We start from the raw sequence: 26,986 nt of genomic DNA, 5'->3' as shown, positions 1-26,986 counted from the left end.
ACGGCGATGATCGAACGCCTTTTCCGCTGGTTCGGTGGCAGGAAGGCGCGAAGCTTCACACCGCGCTCCGAAACCAACCATCTGCCTGGGCTCGCGCTCGAGACGCTTGAGCCTCGCTACCTGCTGTCGGCCGATATCATGCCCTTTGCGGTGGACATGTTCGGTGATGCCGGAGCTGACTACAGCCTGCGCTATGACAACCTCATCCAGGCGGTCCAGGTTTACGACAACAGGTCGAGCCTCCTCGTTGCGCAACGGAATGCTGCGGAGATCGACTATATCCGGGTGACCGGTACTGCGGCGAACGACACGCTGACAATCGATTTCGGCACGGACTTCCTTCAGGCGCTCGACATCGATTTTCAAGGCGGCGACGGCGACGACAAGCTCTCGCTGACGGGCGGCGTGTTCGATCTCGTCGAGTTCGCGGCCGATGGCGCAGGGTCCGGCGTGTTCACCGCCGTGGACGGCCAGATCAGCCATCGGATCGGTATCGGCGGCGTCTCGGCCGTGACCGACGCGACGACTGCGCAGGAGCGGATCTTTGCCGACGTGACAGGCGAGGGGCAGACTCTGCGCCTCAGCGATGCCGGCACGCCGGGAGATGGGTTCTCGACGCTCGACAGCATCAACGGCGGTGCGCTGGTGTCCTACACCTTCGCGTCACCCAATCTGAAGCTGACAATCGACACCGGCGCCGGCGACGACACCTTCGTTCACAACGCCTTCGACAACGCCATTTCGGGCAAGGTTCTCCTGAGTGGCGGTGCAGGCAGCGACGCAGTGATCGGGCCTCCGGTAGATACCAACTGGAACATAACCGGGCTCAACGCCGGCAACGTTTCAGGGGTGTCCTTCGTCGAGGTTGAGAATCTCAGAGGTTCTGCCGACAACGAGGACACCTTCTTCGTATCAGCCGGCGGCGGACTGACCGGGGTCATGGACGGCGGCGCCGGCGGCTTCGACAGCCTCGTTCTCGATGGTGGTGTCTTCCAATCCGTCGCTTACGTTGCGACCGGCCCCGCGTCCGGCACGATCACTCGCGATGGCCAGGTTCTGCGCTACGACGGCCTGGAGCCGATCACAGACAATACGGTCGTCGCCGATCGTATAATCGCGACCAGCGATTTCGACGACGAAGCAAGGCTGAAAGACAACGGTGACGGCACTCTGACGCTTGAGTCCCTGTCGCTGATCCCGACCTTCGAAAAGGTCACCTTCGCCAAGCCCACCAACAGCCTGACGATCAAACTTGGCGCAGACCTCGGCATCCCGCTCCTGTCGAAGGATGTCCTGACGGTTACCGGCGTCAACCTCGGGGCTGCAAGCCTTACCGTTTTCGGCGAGAACGCTGCCGATACGGCTGGCGATGACGGCAAGGACGAAGTCCTCATCGAGGAAGCGAACACGTTCGGCGCCTTGGCGGTTCACGCCGAAAAAATCACGGTTTCAGGTAATGTTTCGGCGACGACGGTCACCCTTGTGGCGCTCGCCGAAGACGACGGCAAAATCACCGGCGGCGCCTATTTCGCGACACCCGAGGCGATCATCGACCTCAGCGGTGCGACCATCACCGCCTCAGGCGCCGTTGAGATCTCGGCGACGGCGGATGCGACCGTTTCGGCTTCGACCGCGGAAGTCGGGCCGCTCGAAGGCGTCATCGTCACCTTGCTGCCGGAGGCGAGGATCAAATTTGACAACAGCACCCTGACGGCTGCGAGCCTGTCGGCCGGCAGTTCGGTCAGCGTTTCGCTGACCGCGGCCGACGAAGGCGATGCAAGCGAGAACGACACCACCAAGGACGCCGCGGTTTCCGTGACGGTTGTCGTCAGCGATTCCATCACCGAAGTGCTGGGCGGCAGCGCCCTCAACGTATCCGGGGCAGTTTCGCTGACCGCCGACACTAATCTCGCATTGACGACAACCGCCGATGGCGGCTCGGGCTCCAAGGGTGCCAGCGTTGCCGTTTCGGAAGTGAATGCGACGACGCGCGCCTATATGGCGGGCAATTCGGCGCTCAACGCCAATAGTGGTAACCTGCCCGATTCCGTCGCCTTTAGCGCGACGTTGACCAGCAACGTCAGCACCACCGCGATTTCCAGCGCCGGCGGTTCGAACCAGGGCGACGGCTCGAACGAATCCGAGAAGCGGCTCGCCGACCCGAACCAGGACAGCAATACCTCGGACAAGGCCACGACGAGTGGCGGCGACATCACCTTTGCAGGTGCCGTCACGGTTTCCGATTACCGGACCACGACCGAGGCCTATGTCGATAGCTCCATCCTCGTTTCCGCAAGCACGCTTGCCTTGACTGCGACCTCCACCGAGAGCGTGACCGCAGCGGCAGACGGCTCCGCTACCGGTAGCGCTGGAACCGGCGTCGGCGTCGCTGTCGCGCTCGGCATCGCCGACGTGACCACGCGAGCCTATATCGCCGGCACCTCTGACCTGACGGCAAGCTCCGTCAACCTCAATGCCACGCTCAATGCTGGCGACAGCTTCGTCGTGACCGCGGAAGCCGGTGCCGGCGGCGCCGAAACGAATGTCGCTGGCGCTCTCGCAATCAGCATCATCATGACCGACGTCGAGGCAGTTATCGAGGCGGGCGCCTCGGTCGATCTCAATGGTGCGGACCTCAGCCTCACCGCTTCGTCGACCACTCATGCCGAGACCGCCGCCACCCCGAACGGCGATGATCTCGGCGAAGCCGGCGAGACCGGCGTCGGCGGCTCGGTAGCGCTCGCCGTCATCGACAACAATACGAACGCCCTCATCGAAAATGGGGCGACGATCACGGCCGCAGACGACGTGACGCTGTCAGCAACCGGCAGTCATGAATCCGAAACGACGGCGGAAGCCGGCGGCACCGGTGGCAGCACCGGTATCGGTGGTGCAGTGGCGATCGACGTGATCGACAACACCACCCGCGCCTCGCTCGGAACGGATGACGTCGAGCTCGACATAACAGGAGATTTCTCAGCAACGGCGACCCATCATGGGCTGAGCATAGCCACGGCTGACGGCACCGCGATCGGTTCGACCGCTGTCGGCGCGGCGATCGCGCTTGCCTTCGTCGACAACCGTGCAATCTCGACCACAAACCGGAATCTGCGTGCTGACGGCTCTGTCAGCCTGTCGGCGTCGGGCGACGGCTCCAGCAAGGCGGAAGCCAAGGCAAGCGCGAAGGGTGCCGACAAGAACGACGAATCCGCCGACGGCAACACCAAGGCCGACCAGCAGAAACAGAAGCAGGTCGACTTCGCCAATAGCAAATCAGGCGATGCCGACAGCACGAGCCAGACCGCCAATACCGGTGGCGGCAGCGGTGGCGATGTCGGCGTTGCAGCCGCCCTTGCGATCAACGTCTCCGACAGCGAAGCGTTGGCCAGCATCGGCAATGGCCGCACCATAACGGCCGGCGATGGCGCCGGAACCGGCGGCGTGAGCCTGCAAGCCAAAAACAACATGGATGCCTCGGCAGTCGCCGATGGCAGCGCGACGCTCGAAAGCGAAACCTCGGGCACGGCGGTTGGTGCTGCAGTGGCGATCAATGTCGCTGATATGAGCAACAAGGCGATCATCGGCACCGGCGCGATCGTCAATGCCGACGGCAGTGTCACGCTGTCTGCCACGATGAAGAACGTCGGCGGCGACCAGAAGAACGTCTTCGAGGCGCATTCGACTTCCGGCGCCAGCGGCGGCGACACCGGCGTTGCCGGATCGTTTGCGCTCAACGTGTCGGATGCCACCGCGGAAGCGGCGATCCGGCCTTCCGCCAGCGTCACGCTCAGTAGTGACGACGCTTCGCTGACGGTCTCCAATACGTCCGAAAGCAGCGCGGTCGCCGAGGCGGATGCCGAGAGCGCCAGCACCGGTGTCGGAGCCTCCTTTGCGATCAATGCGGCCGACAACACGGCGTCGGCCAAGGTCGAGAATTCCGCCGTCCTGACTGGCCTCGATGACCTGACGCTCAGCGCCACGGGCAGCCACAAGACCACCACGACGGCAGAATCCGGTGCGGCAGCTGGAGATGGTACCGGCGTCGGTGGCGCGATTGCGATCACCGTTGCCGACAATGTAACGGAGGCAAAGCTCGGCACCGGCGGCCTTATCGATCTCGACGGCGCCTTCAGCGCCACCGCGACCCACCATGGCGATAGCACTACCTCGGCACTGGGCGATGCGCTTGCCGGCGACACGGCGGTCGGTGCGGCAATCGCGCTGGCGTTTGTCGACGACAGCGCCACTGCGACCACGGCCCGCAATATAACCGCTGATGGCAATGTCAGCTTCGCAGCCCATGGCGATGGTGCGAGCAAGGCCGAAGCCACGGCCAGCGCCGCCGGCGCGGACAAGGACAAGGAAAACACCAGCGGCAACACGACCGCCGACGATCAGAAGAACAAGCAAAAGCTGCTTGCCAACGAGAAATCGGGCAAGACGAACACCGGCGACAAGTCCGCAACGAGCCAGGGCGGCACCGGCGGCGGCCAGGTGAGCGTCGCCGCAGCGCTCGCCCTCAACGTCTCTTCGTCGCTTGCCGTCGCTTCGATCGGTGATGGCGTCACGATCATTGCCGGGCAGGGCGTGGGCACCGGAGCGCTTCGGCTCCAGTCCTCCAACAACATGAATGCCAGTGCCACGGGCGACGGCAAGGCAACGACCACGAGCAGCGGCACCGGCGTCGGCGTCGCCGTTGCCATCAACGTCGCGACCATGCGGAACGAAGCCTCGGTCGGGGCAGGCGCTCACATCACGGCCGATGGCCTCACGGCTTCGGCGACAATGAAGACGGTCGGCGGCAATGCCGAGCACAATTTCGGTGCGAAATCCACGTCAGGTGCGAGCGGCGGCGACACCGGCGTGGCGGGTTCGTTTGCGTTGAGCGTTGCAACCACCAATACGCTCGGCACGATCGGGCTCGACCACGGCGGTGGCGGCACGACGACCGTGGCGCTCACCGGCGGCAATGTCAGCCTGCAGGCAACCAACACAACCAAATCGACGACAGAGGCGACCGCCCATGGCGCCGGCAGCGGGTCGGGAAGCACCGGCGTCGGTGCATCGATAGCGCTTGGAATTTCACTCAACACGACCTTCGCCGGGATCGAGAACGGCGAAACGGTCAGCGGCAATACCGGTAACTTCCAGGTTCTTGCCACCTCGAACGATACGGCCACCACCACGGCCAAGGCCGGCGCAGCCGGCAACACCGCCGTCGGCGGCGCAATTGCAGTCGCCTACGTGGATAACGACACGGATGCGCATATCGGCACGGGTGCCGGCGGCGCGATCACGCTCACCGGCAATCTCGCCGCGCAGGCGACCCATGCCAGCACGATCCATACCCTCGGCGACGGCGAAGCGGCCGGCAGCAATGTCGGTGTCGGCGTTTCGCTCGCTTTGAACATCGCGGAAGTGACCAACGACGCCTTTGTCGGCAGAAACTTCTCCGGCGCCAACAATGTCAGTGTCACCGCCACGTCGACTTTCGACACGAAGGCAGAATCCAAAGCCAGCGCCAAGGGTAACGACACTTCGAAGGCGAACTCCGACCAGGAGACCAGCAACCAGACGAGCATGGCGCAGAACCAGAGTGGCGGCTCGAAGGCGCCGACCCAATCTGGCAGCAGCAGCCTCGGTACCGCCGATAGCAAGACCACGAACGAGACCGGCAAGTCGACACAGGGCGGAACCAGCGTCGCCGCAACGATCGCCGTCAACTTCCTCGACGCCGATAATACCGCGACGATCGCAAGCAATGTCGTGATCGGGTCCTCGGGTGCGATGACAATCGAAGCGACGATGACCACCGACGCGCGCGCACTCGGCACGGCGACGGCGACCAATACCAGCGCCAACACCGGCGTCGCCGCCGCGGTCGGCCTCAACATCGCCTTGCTCGACAATACCGCGCAGGTCAATTCCGGCGCCGACCTTACCGCCGGCTCGATCAAGGTACGGGCAGTCACGGCCGACGGCGAAAGGAATACCTTCCAGGCGCGGGCACTGGCCGGTTCCGTGTCCAAGAATACAGCCGTCGGCGGCTCCGTCGCGATCAACTATCTCGACGTCAATTCAAGTGCCAAAATCGGCAACAATGCCGATCTCGACGCCAATACCGGTGGCATTGCCATCAATGCAGTCAGCGTCAACGAGATGCAGAGTATCGCCGGCGGCGCGGCGCTGAGCCTTAATGGTGGCACCGGCGTCGGCGTCGCGGTCTCCATCAACATCGTCAACGATCTCAACACCAAGGCCGATGTCGGAACCGGCGTCGATGCCGAGGCAACCGGCGCGATCGGTGTCACGGCGCATGCCGAGCTGTTGCCGATCACGGAGAGCCTTCCTGTCATCGGCAATCTGGCGGTGACCAGTTTTGCCGCCGGCGTTGCGGCAAGCAACGGAACGGCGGTGGGTGGCTCCTCCAGCGTCAACGTCATCTTCATGGAGACGCATGCCTTCATCAATGATGGCTCCGACTTTGACGGCGATGGCGGCGTGACCGTCGAAGCGACCGACATCTTGACCATGGTCAGCGGTGCTGGCGGCATCGGACTGTCCGGCGGCAGCAATGCTGGTGTCGGCATCGGCCTCGACGTGAACGTCATCATTCGCAACACCAGCGCCTGGGTCGGCGGAGCCGCGGATCTCGGTGCGATTGCGGGCAATATCCTGGTCAATGCGGATTCGTTCGACACCATCACCTCGATTGCTGCCACGTTTGGCCTGAGCCTCAGCGGCTCGGGCGTTGCCGCCTCCGTCGGTGTCGTCGTGCTCGACACCTCGACCGAAGCCTATGTCGAGACGGGAACGGCACTCGACAAATCCGAGCTTCATGCCGGCGGAAATGCCTCCGTCAAGGCAACCGGTGACGCCAAGATCTTTGCGCTCGCCGGCGGCGTCGCCTTCGGCCAGGGGGCCGGCATCGGTATCGCCGGCACCGTTTTCGTTCACATCGACGACGTGAAGGCCGAGATCCGCGGCTACGCCGACGTTGAAACCGGTGGACCTGTCGGTCTCGATGTCTCGGCGATTTCGACGGAGGACGTGACCACGATCGCCGCCGCCGGCGGTGTATCGACCAGCAGCGCCGCTGTGGCTGGCTCTGTCGCCGTCACGGTGCTGACGGAAACAACGATCGCACGCATTGGCTCGAATACGGCGGTGACCGCCCAGTCCGGTGCAAACGATCCGGGGGTCGCGGTCTACGCCTATGGCGAAACGGATCTGCTCACAGTCGCCGGATCGCTGGCGGTGTCCGGCGGCAGCGCGGCGGTCGGCGCCGGCGTCAATATCGCGACGCTCATCAAAACCACGCAGGCGTCGATCGATTCCGGCATGGACATGGACGCTGACGGCAACGTCAAGGTCGAGGCAACCAGCAATGAGGACATTGGTTCCTTCTCGGTCGCAGCCGGCGGTGCCTCCTCCGCCGGCATCACCGTTTCGGCGGATGTCTTCGTCTTCGACATGACCACCCGCGCCTTCATCGGTGACGATCCGCTCGACGGTATCGCGAATGCAGGCCTGACCGACGTGCGCGCGCTTGGCAGCGTGCTCGTACAAGCGATCGACGAAACGGAACTCGACTTGATCGTCGGCGGCGTTGCCGTTGGCGGCAGCGCCGGCGTTGGTGTCGCTGCCGGCGTCGCGGTCGTCGACAAGGTGACGGAGTCGTTCATCGGCGAAAATGCCCGCGTGACGGGCGAGGGCCAGCACAGCGTGGCGGCACGCACCGGTCGCTTCGATATCAGCTTTGCCGGTTCGCAAAGCATGGGCGACGGCTACGATCCGAAGACCGACGGCCAGGTCAGCAAGGACAGTCTCGAAGCGGGCGTGCCGGTCAAGGAAGGGGGCGGCGGCCTCGGACAATTCAACGACCTCGACCAGGACCACAGCGATGACGGGACGCCAACCGATCCGGGCCTGACCCAACAGCGGATTGCAACAGCCTCCGTCGACAGCGGCTTCCGTGGCGTCGCGGTCTCGGCAAGCACCAAGGACGATATCGAAACGGCGGCGATCAGCGTTGGCGGTGGCGGCTCCGTCGGTGTCGCCGTCGGTGCGGCGGTCAACGTGCTCAATACGACGACCACTGCGCTGATTGGCGAGGGCGCCCGCATCAATCAGGACATGAGCGGCGGCGGCAATGGAGCGCAGTCCGTGCTCGTCGCCGCGGCCAGCGACTTCAGCCATCTCGGCGTTGGTGCAGGTGCAGCCTTCGGCGGTTCAGCCGCGGCCGCGCCTGCGGTCGACGTGTCGGTGGTTACGACGAAAACAACCGCAACGATCGGCGACGACACCCTGGTCGATGCCAACAATGACGTGGCGGTGATCGCGACGGCGAAGGAAAAGGTTCTCGTCGTATCCGCCGGCCTGGCGCTCAGCGGCACGGTCAGCCTTGCCGGCGGCGTCTCGGTCGTCTCGATCGATGCCGACACCTTTGCGCGCATCGGGGATTCGACCGTCGAAGCCGGTGGCGACGTCGCCGTCATGGCGAAGGACGACTCCCAGTTCACGATCGTTTCCGGCGCGGTTGCCATCGGCCTTTCCGGCGGTGGTGCCGCTGGTTCCGTCGGCGTCGTTAACGTCACCAAGGACACCGAGGCGACGATTGGCGCCAACGCCACCATTGATGCACGCGCCAACGGCGCAGGCATCGCGAATGTGCTCAACGGCAACATTGCCACCAGCGGTGGCGATCCGACCGGCTTTTCGACGCTTTCGGGTGAGGCCCATGGTGTCATCGTCCAGGCGCAATCGTCCGAAGTCGTCACCCACATCGCCGTTGCCGGCGCGGGCGGGCTTTATGTCGGCATTGCCGGCGCGGTCAGCGTGACCATCATCGATTCCGATACCTTCGCCGCCATTGGCGCGGGTGCCGCGATCAACCAGGGCTTTGCCAACTATCAACTGCATCCGGCCGATGTCGGCTTCGGGCAGGGTGTCTACGTCAACGCGGCCAACGATGTCCGCATCACGTCCTTTGCCGGTTCGGCAGCCGTCGGTTTCGTCGGCATTGGTGGCGGCATCGACTTCGGCAGCATCAAGAACGACACGACAGCCTCGATCGGCGCGAATGCCGACATCCTGGCGCGCAACGATGTCGCTGTCAGTGCAGACTCGATCCAGGTCCTCAAGGGCTTCGCCTTCAGCGGCGTTGGCGGTGTCGTCGGCCTCGGTGCGTCGGTGTCCGTCTGGTCGATCGGCCAGGACTTCAAGGACGGTTATACCAACGAGAAAGAAGGCACGTCCGACAATGCTACCACGGGCGGCGGCGACACCGCAGCGGCTGACGCTGGCGAGAAGACCGACGGCGGCGTCGGCGAACTGACCGGTCAGATGACCGGCTTCACCGGCGACGGAAATGCGCGTACAGCCGATTCCCGCGTCCGGGACAATATGCAAGGCGCATCGAATCGGTTGAGCGATCCATCGTTCTTCTCTGCCGCCGACCTGAATGCTGCCCTGGCCCCCACGAGTGAGGAGCATGGCACCACTGCGACCATCGAAGCCGGTGCGGACGTGGAAGCCGGCCATGATATCCTGGTCGTTTCGCGCCAGAACATGAAGGTCGATCTGCTGATCGGCAACGCCGCCGTCGGCCTGGTCGGCGCCGGCGCAGCTGTTACCGTTCTCAATGTGTCCGAGCAGGTCAAGGCAAAGGCAGGCGGCAATCTCAAGGCCGGTAACCAGATCAAGGTCGAAGCGGAACTGGACGAAGAGATCGATGTAACCACCGTCGCCTTCCAGGGCGGCTTTGTTGGCCTGGGCGCCTCGGTCATCGTTATCAACGATACCAGCCGCGTACAGGCGCGCCTGCTCGACGGAACGGTCGTGGATGGCGCAAGCCTTCTTTCGGTCACCGCATCGAACACGCAGGATTTCGACGTCACGACGACGGGCATACAGGCAGGCCTATTGGCGGCCGGTGCCTCCTATGTCGACCTCAACATCGGTGACACGGACGACAGCACGATTGAGTCTTTAGCGACCATCGGTTCCGGCAGCCAGATCGGCCAGACCGACACCGTGGGCGCGATCACCGTGCATGCGGATTCGACCGTCGACGCCAAGGCGAAGACCTTTGCCCTTGCCGGCGGTGCGCTCGGCCTCTCCTTCAATTTCGCGCTTATCGATATTGAGACCAACATCGAAGCCTCGATCCAAGGCGGCGCCAACATCGACGCCTCCGGCACCGTAACGCTCGAAGCGCTCTCGAGCCACAATGCCAAGGGCGACGTTTTCGCGCTCAGCATCGGTCTCGGCGCTGTAGGCACGAGCTTCGTGACCGTCAATGTCGTGCCGACGACAAGCGCGCTGATCGGCGGCGGTTCGACCATTGCGGCAGGCGGGATCGTCATGCTCGCCTCCCACAACTTCTCCGGCGCGGCGGCCACGGATCGCGGCGCCAAGGCCTTCGCCGAAGCCTCTGGCGGCGGTCTGTTCAGCGGCCAGGGCGCCGTGCCCACCGCCAGGTCCAATGCCGTCGTCAGCGCTTCGATCGGCGCGGGCGGCAGCCTGACCATTACCAACGACATCGATATCAAGTCGCGGCTGCGCAACTACGCGGTTGCCAATACCGAGGCGAACTCCTTCGGTGCGGCTGCGGTGGGCGCGACCGATGCCGAGGCGGTCGCAAACGGCCAGTCGAATGCGTCGATGAATGCCAATGTCGTTTCGGTTCGCGATATCGGGATCGACGCGCTTGCGATCAACGGCGCGCTCGCCGTTGCTGAAGCAACCGGTGGCGGCGTCCTTGGGGCGCTGACGCTCAACAGCGCCACGGCAACCGCAAGCCCGTCATCCGTTGCCGCGACCATCGGCAACAACACCTCCATCCAGTCGGCACGCCATGTCCGGCTGAAGGCGCTCGCCAACACGGAAGGCGACTCCAAGGTCGTCGGAGTGACGATCGGCGGCGTCTTCGGCGCCGGCGACTCCGACGCGACCACCAATGTCAACCCGACCGTTTCCAGTAGCATTGGAACGGGCAGTGTCATCAATGCGACGGGCGACGTCTCGGTCGAGGCGATTGCTGCGCCCATTCCAGGGACGCAGCCCGACTATGCGGTCGTCGACGCCGACGGGGTCGCCAACACGATCACGGTCAACAACCACGGCCTCGTGACGGGCGATACCGTCGAATACGATGCGGGCGCCGGCGGCGCGGTGATCCCCGGCCTCAACTGGCCCGATCCGCAGGACCCGGCCGTGAACCGTCAATACAACGTGATTAACGTCATCGATGGCGGCAATGTCGACCCGAACAAGCTATACTTCGGCTCGACTTTCGATGCCGCAAGCATCGATTCCGAAACCGAGATCATTACTTTCCAGGGTGCGCATAACTTCATCAGCGGCGATGCCGTGCGTTACTACGCCGGTCCCGACGAGACCGTTAACAGCTTCGGCCTGACCGAAGGCAATCTCTACTACGTTCTGGTTATCGACGAATCCCATATCAAACTGGTCAATACGCATGACAAGGCGGTCAACCCGCAAAACTACTTCAAGAACTTCCAACCCGACGACATCGCCGGCAATCAGATCACGATCTCCGGTCATGGGTTCACCAATGGCATGGCCGTCACCTATGACGCGCCCGACGCCAAGACCTTCGTCAGCCGGCAGGTCGATGTCCATCCGACGGCCCTCAATCCCGACGGTTCGCCCATCGACGACGGTACGCAGAACAACATTCGCTTCTTCGACGACAACGGTAACGCGCTGAACCATGGGTTCAGCGAGGGCGAGCACGTCGTCTATAATGTCGAAACGGAAACGGGAGCGCCGGGAACGGCGATCGGAGGGCTGTCCGATGGCCAGACCTACCGCGTCCACGTCGTCAATTCGACCACGATCCAACTGAAACGCAACGACGTCGTCACCGAACAGGTTCAGTTCGTCCGCAACGGGGCTGGCGACCGGATCATCCGCACTGATGGCGAGAACTGGGCCGATTTCGGTTTTGGAACCGGTACCCTGTTCATCAGCGGCGCCGGCGCCAACAGCGGCACCTACACCGTTACTGGCGTCAGCGGCAGCACGTTGATCCTGTCGGTCGTCAACAGTGTCACGGAAACGACGCTCACCAAGACCTTCGATCAGTCGATCATCACACTCACGCCCAACAAGGCGAAGACCGCCGATGATATCCATTCACTGATCAACGCCAAGAATCTGCCCATCGGCGGGCTCGAGGACGGCAAGACCTATTATGTCCGTGGCGTTAGCGGCCCCGGTGACGACACTTTCGAACTGTGGGACGCGCCGACTGGCGGCACGCAGATGACGTTGACGCCGACCGGGCTGTCCGGTCCCTATGCCAACCATCGGATCGGCGCACTGGCCGTCGATATATCGAGCGATGCCACGAGCGAACAACAACTGCGCATCGATATCAATGATGCCGTGACTTCGGCGGCTGGGGGGCAATTCCTGTTCGGCCCCGGCCGGGTATCTCTCAGCGAAATCGCGCCGCAGTCGGGCGACGGCGTGTCGTCAGCCTATTCGAAGGGATCGGGCGGCGGTTTTGTCGGCGTAAACGGCAACGACGCCAATATCACCAGCAACGCGAACGTGACCGCCACGATTTCGGCAACGCTTGTGACGACCAGCGGTGACGTTTCGGTCAGCACATCGGCCACCACCAACACGACGGCACATGCGGTCAACGGCACCGGCGGCTTCGTCGCCGTTGGCGACGCCGATGCCAACAGCTACCAGGACGTCGACAGCGTCGCCTCCATTGGCGCTGGCACCCGTATCGTCGCGGGCAATAACGTCACCGTTGCTTCCAGCACCAATGTGAATACCGGAGCCTCATCGCACGCAAGCGCCGGCGGCGCGGTTGGCCTGGCTTCGCCGACGACCATCGTCTCGATCGAATACAACAGTGCGGCAACGATCGGCTCCGATGCGATCGTCATTGCCGGCGAGCTTGCAAAACTGACGGCCTACTCCGAAGCGGGCGTCTCCGCAAATTCGACCGGCTCCGGTATCGGCTTCGGCGGTGATGGCGACGCCGTCACCCATGTCTATATCGGCATCGCCGACCCGAACCCCGATCCGGATCAAGCCGACACCATTGCCACTCTCGGCGATCGGGCTGTTCTGAGCGCCAAACGCGCCGTTACCAGCGCGAAGGTCGGACGTTTCAATGTCTTCTCAGGCAGCGATGGCCGCGGCGCAGGTTTCTACGGCGAGGGCCAGGCCGAAAGCACGTTGACGGCGCGTCCGAAGGCCGAAGTCCATATCAATGCCGATTCCGAACTGACCGGCTGGGAAGGTGTCGATCTCGTCACGCGCTACGACAACGTCAAGACTCATGCCAAGTCCTATGCCCGCGCGACCGGCCTCTTCGGCTTCGTCGACTCCGATGCGCACAACGATACCGACGTGGCGTCGAAGATATTCGGTGCCGCCGGCGCTCTGGTGACCGCCGGCCCGCGTAACAACAGTGATGCCGTGCTTGGCCATCCGGATTATCCGCAGGAGCCGGCGGCGTCGAGCGAACATCTGGCGCTCTATGCTTCCACGGTCAACGGCTCAATTTCTCAGACGGACGATGCGGATCACAGCAAGCGCTCGCTTGCCGCCGGCGGCTCTGACGGCAGCAGCCCCGACGATCGGCCGCAGCAGATCGATTTCAATTCGGATGTCCTGATCCTTTCCGGACGTTCGCCCGAATTGGTGGTCAAGCAACTCGTCATCGGCGCCGATGGCCAGATCGACGTCGCAGTCGAGGTGACGGTCAACGACAGCGCGAGCGGTGGCGGCAGCAGCGAAGGAGAGGGTGACACCATCCAGAGCGACGACATCGTCGTCAACGATATCGTCAATCCCGGTCCGGGCGACGTCGTCTTCGATTCCGACTCGATGATCGGTTCCGGCGGTACCTGGACGTTCCGCGACACGTTGCAGCGCGTCACGATCCGCAACGAGTCCGACAAGAACATTATCATCAACAACATCGACGTCGTGACCGACGAGCAACCGCTTGCCTGGCTGAACCCGTCGAAGACCGTGACGCTCACCTTCAACATCGAACGCGAGGTGGCGCCGACGCTGATCGAGATCACCGACACGGGTGGCCACTCGGACATCTACATCAACGGCACCATCGAAAACCCGATCGGGACCACTTCGATCGTCAATACCGATGGATCTGTATTCGCGACCAACGATCGCGGTGTCGTCGGCAGCGATGGCCGGGCATCCCTGATCCGCACACACGTCCTCAATATCCGTGCCGAGGAAAACGTGGGAACGACCGGAAACCGCGTCAATGTCGACATCGTTGACAGTGCCGGCCTGCCACAACTCATCAGCTTCGATACCGGCCGTGTCAGCGGCTTGACCGAGCAGATCTTCCTCGGCCACGAAAACCGCTTCTACACCGGCCAACTCGTGCGTTACGACGCGGTCAGCACTGTCATCGGCGGGCTTACCGATGGCGGCTACTACTATGTCATCGCATCGTCCGATGGTCTGAGCGTCAAGCTGGCAAGCACGCTGGCGAACGCCCTTGCAGGTGTCGCGATCAATCTTTCGCCGAGCGGGCCGCTCACCAACCAGCACAGCCTGATTTCGGCCGAGACCTTCACGGTCGATGCCATCCAGAACGTCAATCTCGACCTCAAGGCCCTGCTGCGCGAAGACCTCGGCGGCGGCTATTACATCGTTGAAATCGACCGGATCAGCGCCGGCGATACCGCCAACGTGCTGCTACAGGCGAGCATCGAGCAGACCGGCGCCGGCGCATCTGGCGGCGTGCTCGTCAAGGCGCCGAGCCAGGCGGCCGGCCTTACCCATTACAATTTCTTCCGGCCGGACAGCGGCTCCCCCGAACCGCTCAGCCGTGGTGTCTTCGCAACGGGCAATACGGCGATCGCCTCGACCTATGACTTCCGTGGCATCGACCCCGCAACCGGCAGCCGGACTCTGCCCGGCCTCCAGGCCGGATCCGTAACCGCTGGTGGCGACATCATCGTTGCAGCCGCAAATCCCGCGCCCATCGCAACGACCATCAACGTTCTCGGGATCACCGAGATTGCCGGTAACGGCGACATCGACGTGGTGACCAACGGCTATATCGCCCTCAGCGAGAAGACCGGTGACATGCGCGTCGAGCGCATCAAGTCGACCGCGTCGGATGTGCTGCTCTATTCGCCGCGACGCATCCTGGATGCGCGCGGTCTGACGGAGGGTGACGTCGAAGCCGACGTCGCCGGCCGCAACATCACCATGGCGGCCGGTGTCGGCCTCTTCAATCCGAACCATGCACAGGTTGCTGCGCAGGTTCTCAACCCGACGCTGCTCGACATCAATTCGCCGCTCGGGGGCATCGGCCTGCCGACGGATTTCCTCGAGATCAACGTCGACATCCGCAACGGCGTTGGTGGCCTGGGCGTGCTCAGGGCCTTCGATACCACCGCCGATAACACGCTTGGCATCTTCCTCGACGAAGTTGCCGGCGATCTTCTCGTTCACACCGTTCATACGACCAGGGACATCTCGCTGCGTACCGTCGCCGGCTCGATCCTCGATGCCCGCAACAACGGCGCCGGCGACGATTTCGCCGACCTCATCGGCCAGAGCATTGATCTCGACGCCAATGGCGGCGGCTCCATCGGTGCCTTTAACAACGACCTCGAAATCGACTCCTCGCGTGGATCGTCCAACGACGACGTCGCCCTTGAAGCCGACAACAACATCTATCTGGCGGAAGCGCCCGTTAATCCCGGCGAAAGCGCCGGCAACCTGCGCCTCGTGCTGGCGCATACCTATGACGGCGATATCCGCATTACCGTTCGCGAGACAGGGGGCCAGGGTGAAAACCTCGACCTCCTGCACAGCGGCAGCGCGCGCTTCTCCGAAGACGGCGCCACCTTCCCGACCTTCCAGGCGGATGCCGAGCGTCTCATCCCGCATGGTCAGATCTTCGCCGAGAAGGGCAATGTGCAATTGCGCGTCGGCGACAACGTCACGCTCGACTCGAACAGTGAGATCCTGGCCGCCAAGCGCATCGACATCTATGGCGACGTCACCGCCTTCGACGAAACCATCAGCCTGCTTGCCAACGCCGACATCGGCTTCGGCTCGGTCATGCTGCTGCGTGGGCGCATCATCGCCAATGCCGCGGTAACGCCAGGCAACAAGAGCAACGGTACGCCCGTAGGTACCGCCGCACCGAAGACCAGTGCGCCGCACGCCACGAATCTGACCTGCATCTTCGGCAACACGGATGTCGATACCATCCAGTTCGGCGATCCCTCCGGCGCCGGCGGTACCAACAGCCAGGGCAGCCCCGGCTATATCTTCCTCGGCTCGAAGACCCGCGCCTATGGTAGTCAGACGCTCAACCCGGCGCTTGCCGATGGCGAAGACCGCTTCACCGTCTACTACCTGCAGGACACGGCGACTGAAACCTCGCCCAACATGACGACGGCCGCCGAGCATACGCTGACGCTCGACGGTGTCTCCGGCAGTGATCTCTACGAGGTCTACACGCTTGGCTCGAACAATCCGGGCCGCGGTACGGCCGGCACGGACTTCAACCGCAACTACGTCATTAACGTACTCGACACCGGGCGGTCGAACGACGGTGTCGATGCGCTGAACATCTACGGCTACAACTCCGCCTTCAACGGCAAGGACGGCGACGGCAACAAGCCGATCGACGACATCTTCTTGCTGCGCGGTGCAAACTACCTGCCGCACGAAACCGCCGATCGTCCCGCCTATGTCGCGATGGTCTATGGCCAGCCGACCACCTATGCGGACACCATTGAAGACAACGAGCCTTCGAACGAGAGTGCGCGCATCAACTATGACACGGCACTCAACGGACGTGTCACCATCGAGGGCCTCGGTGGTAACGACAATTTCTATTCGGACGATACGACGGCCATCGTGTCGCTGCAGGGTGGGGCGGGGGACGACTCCTTCCAGATCGGGCAGATCTTCGGCAACAAGCGCACCGACGACCCGGAAAACGGCGCGACACCGTTCTTCGGCGGCGGCCTGCTTGCCCAGGATGTCTTCCCGGACATGGTCGCAACGACGCGCGGCTGGCTGAGCCCCGGCATCAGTGCGCCGCTGGTCGCCCAGGGCGGAACCGGCAATGACGAGTTCCGCGTCTATTCGAACCAGGCCGAACTGAGGCTCGAAGGCGACGACAACAACGACCTGTTTATCGTGCGGGCCTTTGCGATCGCCGCGGTCGCCAATCAGGATTGGAACGGCGACGGCACGATCGATCAGGACGATCTGCCGGCCGTTACCCTCGACACCAATGGCGACGGCGTCATCAACTTTGCCGATGCTGATTCCACGCCTGACGACTATACCGACGACGTGATCGTGCGCGACGACCAAGGCGTTGCGATGCCGATCATCGGGCTCGGCTTCTCTGTTGCGCGGGCGCCCGATATCCGCGCCGGCGGCGGTGAGGACGAGGTCCAGTACAATGTGAACGCACCGGTTTCCGTCGATGGCGGCACGGGCTTCGACAAGCTCGTTATCCTCGGCACGGAATTTGCCGACGACTTTGCAATCACCGAACGCGGCATTTTCGGCGCCGGCCTCAATGTGCGCTACACGACGATCGAAGTGGTCGAGGTCGACGGTCTCGAAGGTGACGACGAATTCTTCGTTCAGTCGACCGCCTTCGGCGTTGCCTATCGCGTCATCGGCGGCTTGGGATCCGATACGATCAACGTCACCGGCGACGTCACCGAAGACATCGTGACCCGCGAACTCGAAGGAGCCTCCGGCGCTGTCGATCATCTCGTCACGTCTGGTGATGCGCTCTATGACGGCGTGCTCGTCGACGGCTTCGACTATAACGTCGCTTCCGAAGACGAAGGCATTATCCGCATCGACGAAACCGGCGGCTTCACTGCCGTGCGCGAAGGCGGTCCGGTCAATGTCGACAGCTATACGGTGAAACTTGCGGTCGCTCCGCTTGCGGGTCAGGTAATCTATGTCACCGTCTCGGCGGCACGCTCACCGCAGGAAGAGGAAGACGGCACGCTGTTGAACCCGGCGCCTTTGCCGAACGGCCTCGGCGACACGATCTGGCTGTCCACCGTCAATCCCGGCGGAACCGTCACCGACAGCGACTTCCAGCATGTCATCACTGTCAACGGCGTGCCGCAGATCATCAACGATCGCGCGGTCGTGCTCCGGTTCGACAGCAGCAACTGGATGAATGCGCAGAAGGTCTATGTCTATGCGCCGGATGATCCGCGCGCCGAAGGCGACCGCGTGGTCGTTATCCAGCACAGCGTGATTTCCGATCTCAGCGGCGTCGACACCAACGTCATCGATATCGATGCCGAATACCCCGATGGCGACCCCTTCGACGCGGCTGACGTCCGCAATGTCGAAGTGCTCGTCAGGGACAACGACACGCCCGGGATCTATGTGACCGAGGTCGCGGCCGGCACGAACATCGAAGACGGCCGGTCTCTCGTCATCGAAGGCAGCCCGACGACCCAGCTTACGGATGAAATCCTCGTTCAGCTCCAGACGGCGCCGGAGGTGGGCGACATCATCGTCGTCAAGCTCTTCCTCAACGAGCCGAGCGACGAGGATATCCAGATCTTCGATGTCGACGATCCGACGAACATCTTCAACTCGGCCGGCGACCGTATGTACAAGCATGCTGACGGCTACTGGCGACTGACCTTCGACCATACCAATTGGGACGACCCGGTTCGCATCGGCGTGCAGGCGCGTGACGATATCCCGCGGGAAGATCCGCATACGGCAGTCATCTACTTCCAGCGCGACGACGTGCTGACGACCGACGCCGACCACGACTATGTCTTCCCGAACTTGCGGTCCGGCCCCGGTTACATCGATATCGAGGTCATCGACAACGACACGGCCGGCGCCGTCGTGCTCGAAAGCGGCGGTACGACGGTGCTCAATGCCGATGGCAGCGACACGGACGACTATACGATCCGGCTGACGAAGGCGCCCAGCACCACCGTGCAGGTTGCGATCGTCACCGACGGCCTGGCGGACGTCGTCAGCGTCAACGGTGTCGCCGTCACACCCGGCTCGGGCTATACGGTGATTGGCGGGCTGAGGCCGACGCAGATTTTCGATGGCAACCTCGTCTTCAGCAATGACGGCCTCAACGGCAAGATCACGCGCGGCACGGGCGCCGATCTCGGCAGCTTCGTCGACGAAGGCTTCTTCGTCGGCCAGCAGATCCGCATCGGCAACGCCGGCGGCAACAGCGGCGATTATTACATCACCGCGATCGACACGGTGGACGGCAAGTTCATCAAGGTCGACCGCACGTTCGGCACCGGCGGCCAGCTTGCCGACGTCATCCTCTCGGACCTCGCCAGCGAAGGTGCCTTTACCGGCGGTATCCAGTTCCATACGGTTCTTGAAAACGGCGCGCTCACCTATCGCATGACGATCGCCGGCCTTGCCGACGATGCGGACGGCTGGCTCGCCTATGGCTTCCTGGAAGGCCAGTGGATACGTGTCTTCGACGCCGCCGATAACGTTATCGGTAACTTCAAGATCGCGATCATCCGCGGCGAGAACGACACCAAGGATGCCACGATCCAGATCACCTCGGAAAACGCCGGACTGTTGCCGGTCGGCAGCACGCTTTCGGGCGTCAAAGTGCTGCGCACCGCGGCGGTCGCGACGTTCAATCCGGGGAACTACTCTGTCCAGCAGACGGTCGTCCTGCAGGCGGACGAGAACTACGACATCCCCGTCACGCGCGAAGGCGTGAAGGTCTTCCCCGTCTCGGGACATTATCTGTCGAAGTTGCGCGGCCCGCTGGCTGTCGAAGGCGGTCCGACAGGCGCCGACCGCTCACTGGAAAATGGTCTGAAACTGCCGGGCGAAGCGGACGACTTCCTGATCGCGATCGGCGCCCAGCCGCCAGAATCGCAGCAGATCGACGTGCTCAACATCTTCAACGACACCAGCAAGGAAGATGTCGACGGCGTCATGACGCAGACGACGCTGACCGGCTTCAACATGGCCGACGACCTGAGCCTCGGTCTCGGTGTCAGCGGCGACCCGACCTTTGGTGAATCCGACTTCTTCCCGGGCGGCATCAGCTTCGGCAAGATCAGCGTCGGCGCCGACGGCCAGTTCGGCACCAACGCCACGAAGAGCACGATCGAGGTCGTCAACCTCATGCTCGGCGAGGGCAATGACGGCCTCGTCATTCAGGGTACGCTCGATCCCGCACCGTCCGTTCAGGTCACCAACACCTTCACGGTCACACCGAACGGCAGCAATGGCGGCACGATCGTGCGCACAGGCTTCGATTGGAAGGCCATGGGCTTCCTCGTCGGCCAGACCGTGCAGATTGCCGGGCAGTCAGGCACATGGACCGTCGTCGCGATCAATGACGCGCTCATCGATCCGCTGCATCCGGAGGAAGGTGCCGATCCGAACGACAATTCGATCCTGGTCTTGAGCGGCTCGTCGCTTGCCGGCGTTGCCAGCGGCTCGCTGACAATCACCGCGATCGACAAGGACGTGATCACCGTCAACAAATCCGTCGACGTCGCCCAGACGATTGCCGGCGGGATCATCGTGCGCACCGACGGCGGCGCATGGACCGGCTTTGCGGTCGGCGACTTCATCAGCATCAACGAGGACTTCGCCAAGGGCGAGTACCAGATTGTCTCGATTTCCGGTTCAACCATGCGTGTCATCGGCGGCCAGCTTCCGCTGGTCAGCGATGCGCCGAGGACCATCAACCGCATCAACCCGGTCACCAATGCGATCCTGCAAACGGTGGTCACCGATGTCGACATCGACCCCACCTACACCGGTGGCATCGTCACCCGTCAGGACGGCATCAAGTGGGCGGATGAAGGGTATCTTGCCGGTCATCTCATCACCATGGTCGATGAAAACGGAAAGCGCGACTTCCGCATCATCGAGATCTCCGATGACGGCTTCTCGCTGAAACTCGAAGGCGCGCTGCTCGCCACACAGAACGATGCGGTCAAGAGCTTCTATGTACAGGGTGCGCATGGCGGCCTGACGCTCGTCCATGGCGGCGGCAACATGTACGTCGAGAGCGCCGGCAAGATGAACATTGCCAGCGCCGGCGGTGGATCGATCGTCGTAACCCGCCTCGATGGGCGCGACTGGTCGGAAGATCGGTACCAGGTTGGCCAGGTCATCCAGCTGGAGGGCGAGACCTATACCCGCACGATCCTTGCTATCGTCGATGCGACCCTGCCGCCGCCGCCGAATTCCGCCCTGACCTGGGGCGACCTCAGCGCCCTGGTGCTGAGTGCTCCGAACACCCACGTCGGGCAGGGGGCAGGCGTCACGCTGGCGGTCGATGCGTTCAACAGCTATGCCGAGCGCTCGCTGCATGTCGCCGAAGCACGCACGGTCACGGCTTCCGGCACGATGAACGTTGCCACCAACAGCCTGACCCGCAGCGCCGGGAGCTGGTTGGTGGATGGTTTCTATGTCGGCCAGAAGGTCTATGTCGGCGGCTACGCAGGACCGTTCACGATCCAGGCGCTCACCGCTGCGGTCATGACGCTGCAGAACGTGGCGCTGACACCGGCAAGCGGTGTGTCGCTCACCGTCTTCGGCTATGACGTGACGCTCGACGGCGGCAAGCGCGTCGGCGGCGACTACATCAAGGTCAATGGTGGTGCCGGGCCGAACTCGCCGCTCGTCGTCTATGGCGACACCAGCCAGGATGGCATCTGGTATTCCGGCCAGGCCCACAATGTGCTCGGCATGGAATTCGGCGAAAAGCCGTTCGATCCCTTCCCGCAATTGCGAGACGGGGAGAACGAGGACGACGAATGGGTCTTCCCGCTCGCCAATCCTTTCAAGCTCGCCGGCAACGACATCATCGATGCCAGCGCCCTGTTTGCGAATGTTCCTGGGGGGCAACTGCCCAACGTCGGGCTGACGATCTATGGCGGCGCCGGTAACGACACCATCTACGGCAGCCAGGCCGGCGACCATCTCGCCGGCGGCTCGGGCGACGACCTCATCATCGGCAACCGCGGCGTCGACCATATCTATGGCGACAGCGGCGTGAACGTGAACATCTTCACCCGCCAGCTGTTCATCGACACGGTCGACAACAGCCCGCGGCCTTCCGCCAACCCGAACACCGACACCAACGGTACCACGATCAAGCCGGTGAAATCCTCTGTCCGCGATCTCATGCAGGCAGGTCGCGACCTGATCTTCGGTGACGACGCTTCGCATCTTGGGTACGGTCCGAGTGCGGTTGCTGCCGCCGGCGTTCTCGGTGATTTCGACGACATCATCTTCGCCGACCACGGCGTCATCGAGATGTTCGTCGACGATCCGAACCTGCCGTCCGGTCTCAAACAGAAGATCCAGACGACCGAGCTCGTGCTCGTGACAGCGATCAAGTCGGCCGAGCTGCAGAACGGTGCCGACGATATCGTCTTCGCCGGGCTTGACCGCGACGTGGTCGTCGGTGGTGCCGGCCACGACATGCTCGACGGCGACCAGCAGGACGACCGCATCTTCGGCGATAACGTCTACCTCACCCGCCAGGGCGGCGCGGATGGCAACCTGCTGGACGATACCTTCAGCAAGCGCTTCCAGACGCTTGCCGCAGCGCTGCTCTACAGCCGCACCGACCGGCCGATCCCGGCAGGCTTCGGCACCGTCACCGGCGACAACAGCGGTCTCCTGCTCGTCGACGATATTGCACGCCGTTACCGCGACCCGGACGGCGCGCCATGGTGGAGCGAGTATGCGGTCGACTATGCGACCCTTCACACCTTCGCCTTCGATCAGGGATCCGCCGGCGTCGGCAGTTTCGGCAACGACTACATCGCCGGCAGCGAAGGTCATGATGAGATCTTCGGCCAACTGGGCAACGACGTCATCCAGGGCGACGGCGGTATCGAGCTTGCGTTTGCCGGAACGTCGCATGTCGGCGCCTCCAGGACGTCGGGTGGTGTTGCCGATCCGATCGGGCCACTGACGGTGATTGCATCCTTCGCCGCTGCGAGCGACGGCCAGGACTACATCGAAGGCGGTGGCGGCGATGATCAACTGTTCGGCGGTCTTGGCCAGGACGACCTGATTGGCGGCTCGTCATCGTTCTTCAGCCTGACCGATGCGAATGCACGGCCTGACGGCGACGACTACATCTTCGGCGGTACCGGCGGCGAAATCGACCGCAATGACCTTGACCTTCCGGGTGATGGCACCCTTGCGGCCGCGCGTTATGCCCGCGATGCCGACACCATGGTCGGCGACAACGGCAATATCGTCCGTATCGTCGGAATCAATGGCGTCAATATCAATCCGAATGGGCTGGCAAACCAGCAGTTGTACGTCCAGTTCAACTACGATGTGAACGATCCAGCTCGCGCCGGGGCCGAACGCATCGTCGTTCGTGGCGTGCACCTCCTCGACTACACGCCGGGCGGTCCGGACTTCCGTCCCGACCTGTTCTCGAAGACGAATCCGAACGATCCGGCCTATCGCTACGAATTCGGTCTGTGGGCGAAGACCGACATCGGCGGCCATGACGAATTCCATGGCGAAACCGGTGACGACACCGCCTATGGCGGCGGCGGTCACGACCGCATGTTCGGCGATGCCGAGAACGACGATCTGATCGGCGGTTGGGGCAATGACTGGATCTCCGGCGGTACTGGCCAGGACGGCATCCTCGGCGATGATGGCCGGATCTTTACGAGCCGCAACAGCGCCACCTATGCCGAACCGCTTTACGGTGTCCTGGCGCTCCTTGCCACCGATCCGGATGATCGCACAAGCCAGGGCGACGTGCTCAACGAGTTCATCTACACGCCCGGGCAGGTCCAGACCGAGACGATCAACATCGGCGGTCAATTGAAGAAGTCCGTCGATCTCACGCCTTATAACCTGAAGCCGAATGCGCAGGGCGCGGATGATCCGCTGTTCGATGCCAATGTCGTCGACGACATCATCTTCGGCGGCCTTGGAGACGACTTCGTCCACGGCGGGGCCGGCGACGATGCCATTGGCGGAGGCGAGGCTCTGCCGCTCAGCTATACCCAGCGCTTCGAAAACGGCGCCGTGGTCGGACTGGTGCGCACCGATTTCACCCGGCCGTGGAATCCGGGTGACGTCCTGCGCTTCGGCGCCGACACCGATCCCTGGAACGCGCCGAAGCCGGTGCAGAGCAAGCTCGGTGAATTCTTCCTTTATGACGAGTACGACCCGCGTCGGGCCATCCTGTTCAATGCGAACGGAAGCGTCTGGAAGTCGGGCGTCGCGCCGACGCAGTTCCAGTACTTCCTCAACCTCGTCGACAATGAAGGCCCGTTGGTCAATGGCGCGATCGCGTTCTCGCCCAACGGAACGCCGATTGCCTTCGCCGACCGCAACACGGACGGCAGCGACGCCATCTTCGGCGATCTCGGCAACGACTGGATCGTCGGCGGAACCGGGCGCGACCACATCTATGGCGGCTGGGGCAACGACCTCATGAACGCCGACGACGTACTCAGCACCAATGGTTGGCTCAATGACCAGCCGGAGACGCATCCGGTTTACGAGGACCGCGTCTTTGGTGGCGCCGGGCTCGACATCCTGATCGGAAACACCGGCGGCGACCGCCTCATCGATTGGGTCGGCGAGTTCAACAGCTATCTCGTGCCGTTCGCGCCGTTCGGTATTGCGACGGTCAGCCGCCAGGTGCCGCCACAGCTCTTCGACTTCCTCTATGCCCAAGCCTTCAGCGACGGTGTCGACATCACGCGGACTGCTGACACCGGCAACGTCAACGGCAGCGACAAGTACAGCCATGTGTCGCAGTTCCAGGGTGGCGTCGAAGGCGAACTCGGACTGGTGACCCAGAAGGATCACGGTATCTGGCAAGACCAGACCGGTGGTCCGACCGACCCGCAGGCCGGCAACATCCCCGGCGGCAAGCGCGACGTGCTGCGCACGGCCGACTTCAACGACGGAACGCTCGACGTGTTCGCTGCCGACCAGGGCAAGTTCACGGTGTCGAGTGGCATGATGTCGGTCGAGTCCGAGACTTCGTGGGGTCAGGCGGCGGCGGTCTTCTACGCCGATCAATATCTGCCGATCTATTTCGAGATCTCGGCGAAGATCACGGCGCAGAAGCCGTTGGCAGGCTGGAAGGCGAACTCCTATGTCATCTTCGACTACCGCTCGCCGACGGATTTCAAATGGGCAGGCATCAACATTTCGAACGACCAGATCGAAATGGGCTATCGTGATGCCAGCGGCTGGCATCAGGTTGCCAAGTCGAACAAGCCCGTTCAGTTGAAAGCCGGCATAACCTATGACGTGCTCGTCGCCGTCAACGGCACGAACGTCACGGTGACGGTCGCGGGTGTGAACTGGTTCGGTTACACCTTCGCGCCAAGGATCGAGGACGGCGCGCCCGTGGGCCTCAACCGCGGCATGGTGGGCGTCGGCAACGATGGCTCGAAGTCGAAGGTGGACAACTTTTCGGTGCAGATCTTGCCGCCGAACCTGTCGCTTGACTATGCCGACAACTTCGACGGAACGGGGCGCTTCCCGATGACGGGGACGGCCGCAACAGGCTGGACCGTCGCCGGCGGCCGGCTTGCCGGCGCGGCGGGCGCTGCTATCAATACGTTCAACGTCGGTACCACGCTTAGGGCAGATTCCTACCTTGAGCTGGAGGCCAAGCTTTCGACCGCGGGCATCGGCGGCATTGTCTTCGACAGCTACGGTGCGAACGACTACAAGTTCGTCGCCCTCGATGTTGCCGGCGACAAGGTGCTTGTCGGTCATGTCACCGCCAAGGGCGGCTACAAGGTCGATCAGTCCTTCAGCCGTGTCCTCGATGCCGGCGTCGACTATACCTTGAAGGTGACCTTCAAGGGGGCGGCGGTCAGCGTTCAGGTGAATGGCGGCCTCGTCGGCACCTATGGCTACAATGCTGCACTGGTCGATGGCGGTTTCGGCACGATGTCGCGTGTCGGATCAAGCTCGTTCGATCGCTTCCTGATCAGAACCAACGATCCCGCCTTCAACACGGCGGCCAATCTGCTGGCGGCGACTGGCGAAGCGACCGTCACCGGTGGCGAAATCACCAGAGGGCAGGCACTCTCGGTGCTCGACGATGCCATCGCCCTCTGGGCGAAATCGGGACTGCTCGATGCGGCAACCCTGGCGCGTCTCGGCACGATCGACCTTGAGATCGTCGATCTCGAGGGCGACCGACTGGCCGAAGCCGTGTTCGGTGCAATCAGGATCGACCGCAACGCCGCCGGCCGGGGCTGGTTCGTCGATCTCACGCCGCAGGATAACGAGGAGTACAGCCTGGTCGACGGCAAGTGGCAGGCGATTGCCGGCGGGCCGGCCGAGGGACGCTTCGATCTGCTCTCGGTCCTGCTCCATGAAATGGGTCATGAGGCCGGGTTGGCCCACTCTGCCGGCAATGCTGTCGGCGACGTCATGGCCGAAACGCTCGGCATTGGCGAGCGCCGGTTGCCGTTGGCGGCAAACCAGCCCGAAGCGCGCAACGCCGCGGAGGTGTTCGACGAAGAGTTGGGTCTGTTCGTAAGCCCGACTGAGCGACGGCTGATGAAACTTGCCGGCATCAGCGCTTCTGATCTCCAGATATCGGGAGGCGGCGACGCGAGCGAGGTTGCCGCGGCATCCGGCTGGACCGGCAGCGGGAGAGACGTTCCGGCTGCCACGTCGCAGCCGGCAACCGGTGGAGGCCATGGCATGGCCCGCTTCGGCAATGATGATGTGAAGGCATGGGTCTTCGACGAGGCAACCGGCACATTTGTCGATCCAACAGCCTGGACGGCCGATATCGGTAATCACGCCGTCAAGACTTCCGGCGCCGGTGAGAACGACGCCGACACAAGTGAGCAGGACGTGTTGAACGGCATGATCGAGTGGGAGGCCCGAAAGGGACTGCTTTCTCGATTGGTCAGTCTCTTTGGAGGGCGTTAGCGTG

At 63.1% G+C, this 26,986-nt stretch carries 1 protein-coding gene; it reads left to right on the top strand.

Annotation, left to right across the window (positions count from 1 at the left end):
- Positions 1–6: 6 nt before the first annotated feature.
- On the top strand, positions 7–26,982 hold the full coding sequence (locus QM996_RS23830; RefSeq protein WP_334198491.1) for an LEPR-XLL domain-containing protein: 26,976 nt from the start codon (positions 7–9) through the stop codon (positions 26,980–26,982).
- The last annotated feature ends 4 nt before the right edge of the window (positions 26,983–26,986 follow it).

Source organism: Sinorhizobium chiapasense, from assembly GCF_045277575.1.
Taxonomy (GTDB): domain Bacteria; phylum Pseudomonadota; class Alphaproteobacteria; order Rhizobiales; family Rhizobiaceae; genus Ensifer; species Ensifer chiapasense_A.
The sequence above is the reverse complement of the archived record's forward strand: the minus strand, read 5'-3'. Positions and strand labels throughout refer to the sequence as shown.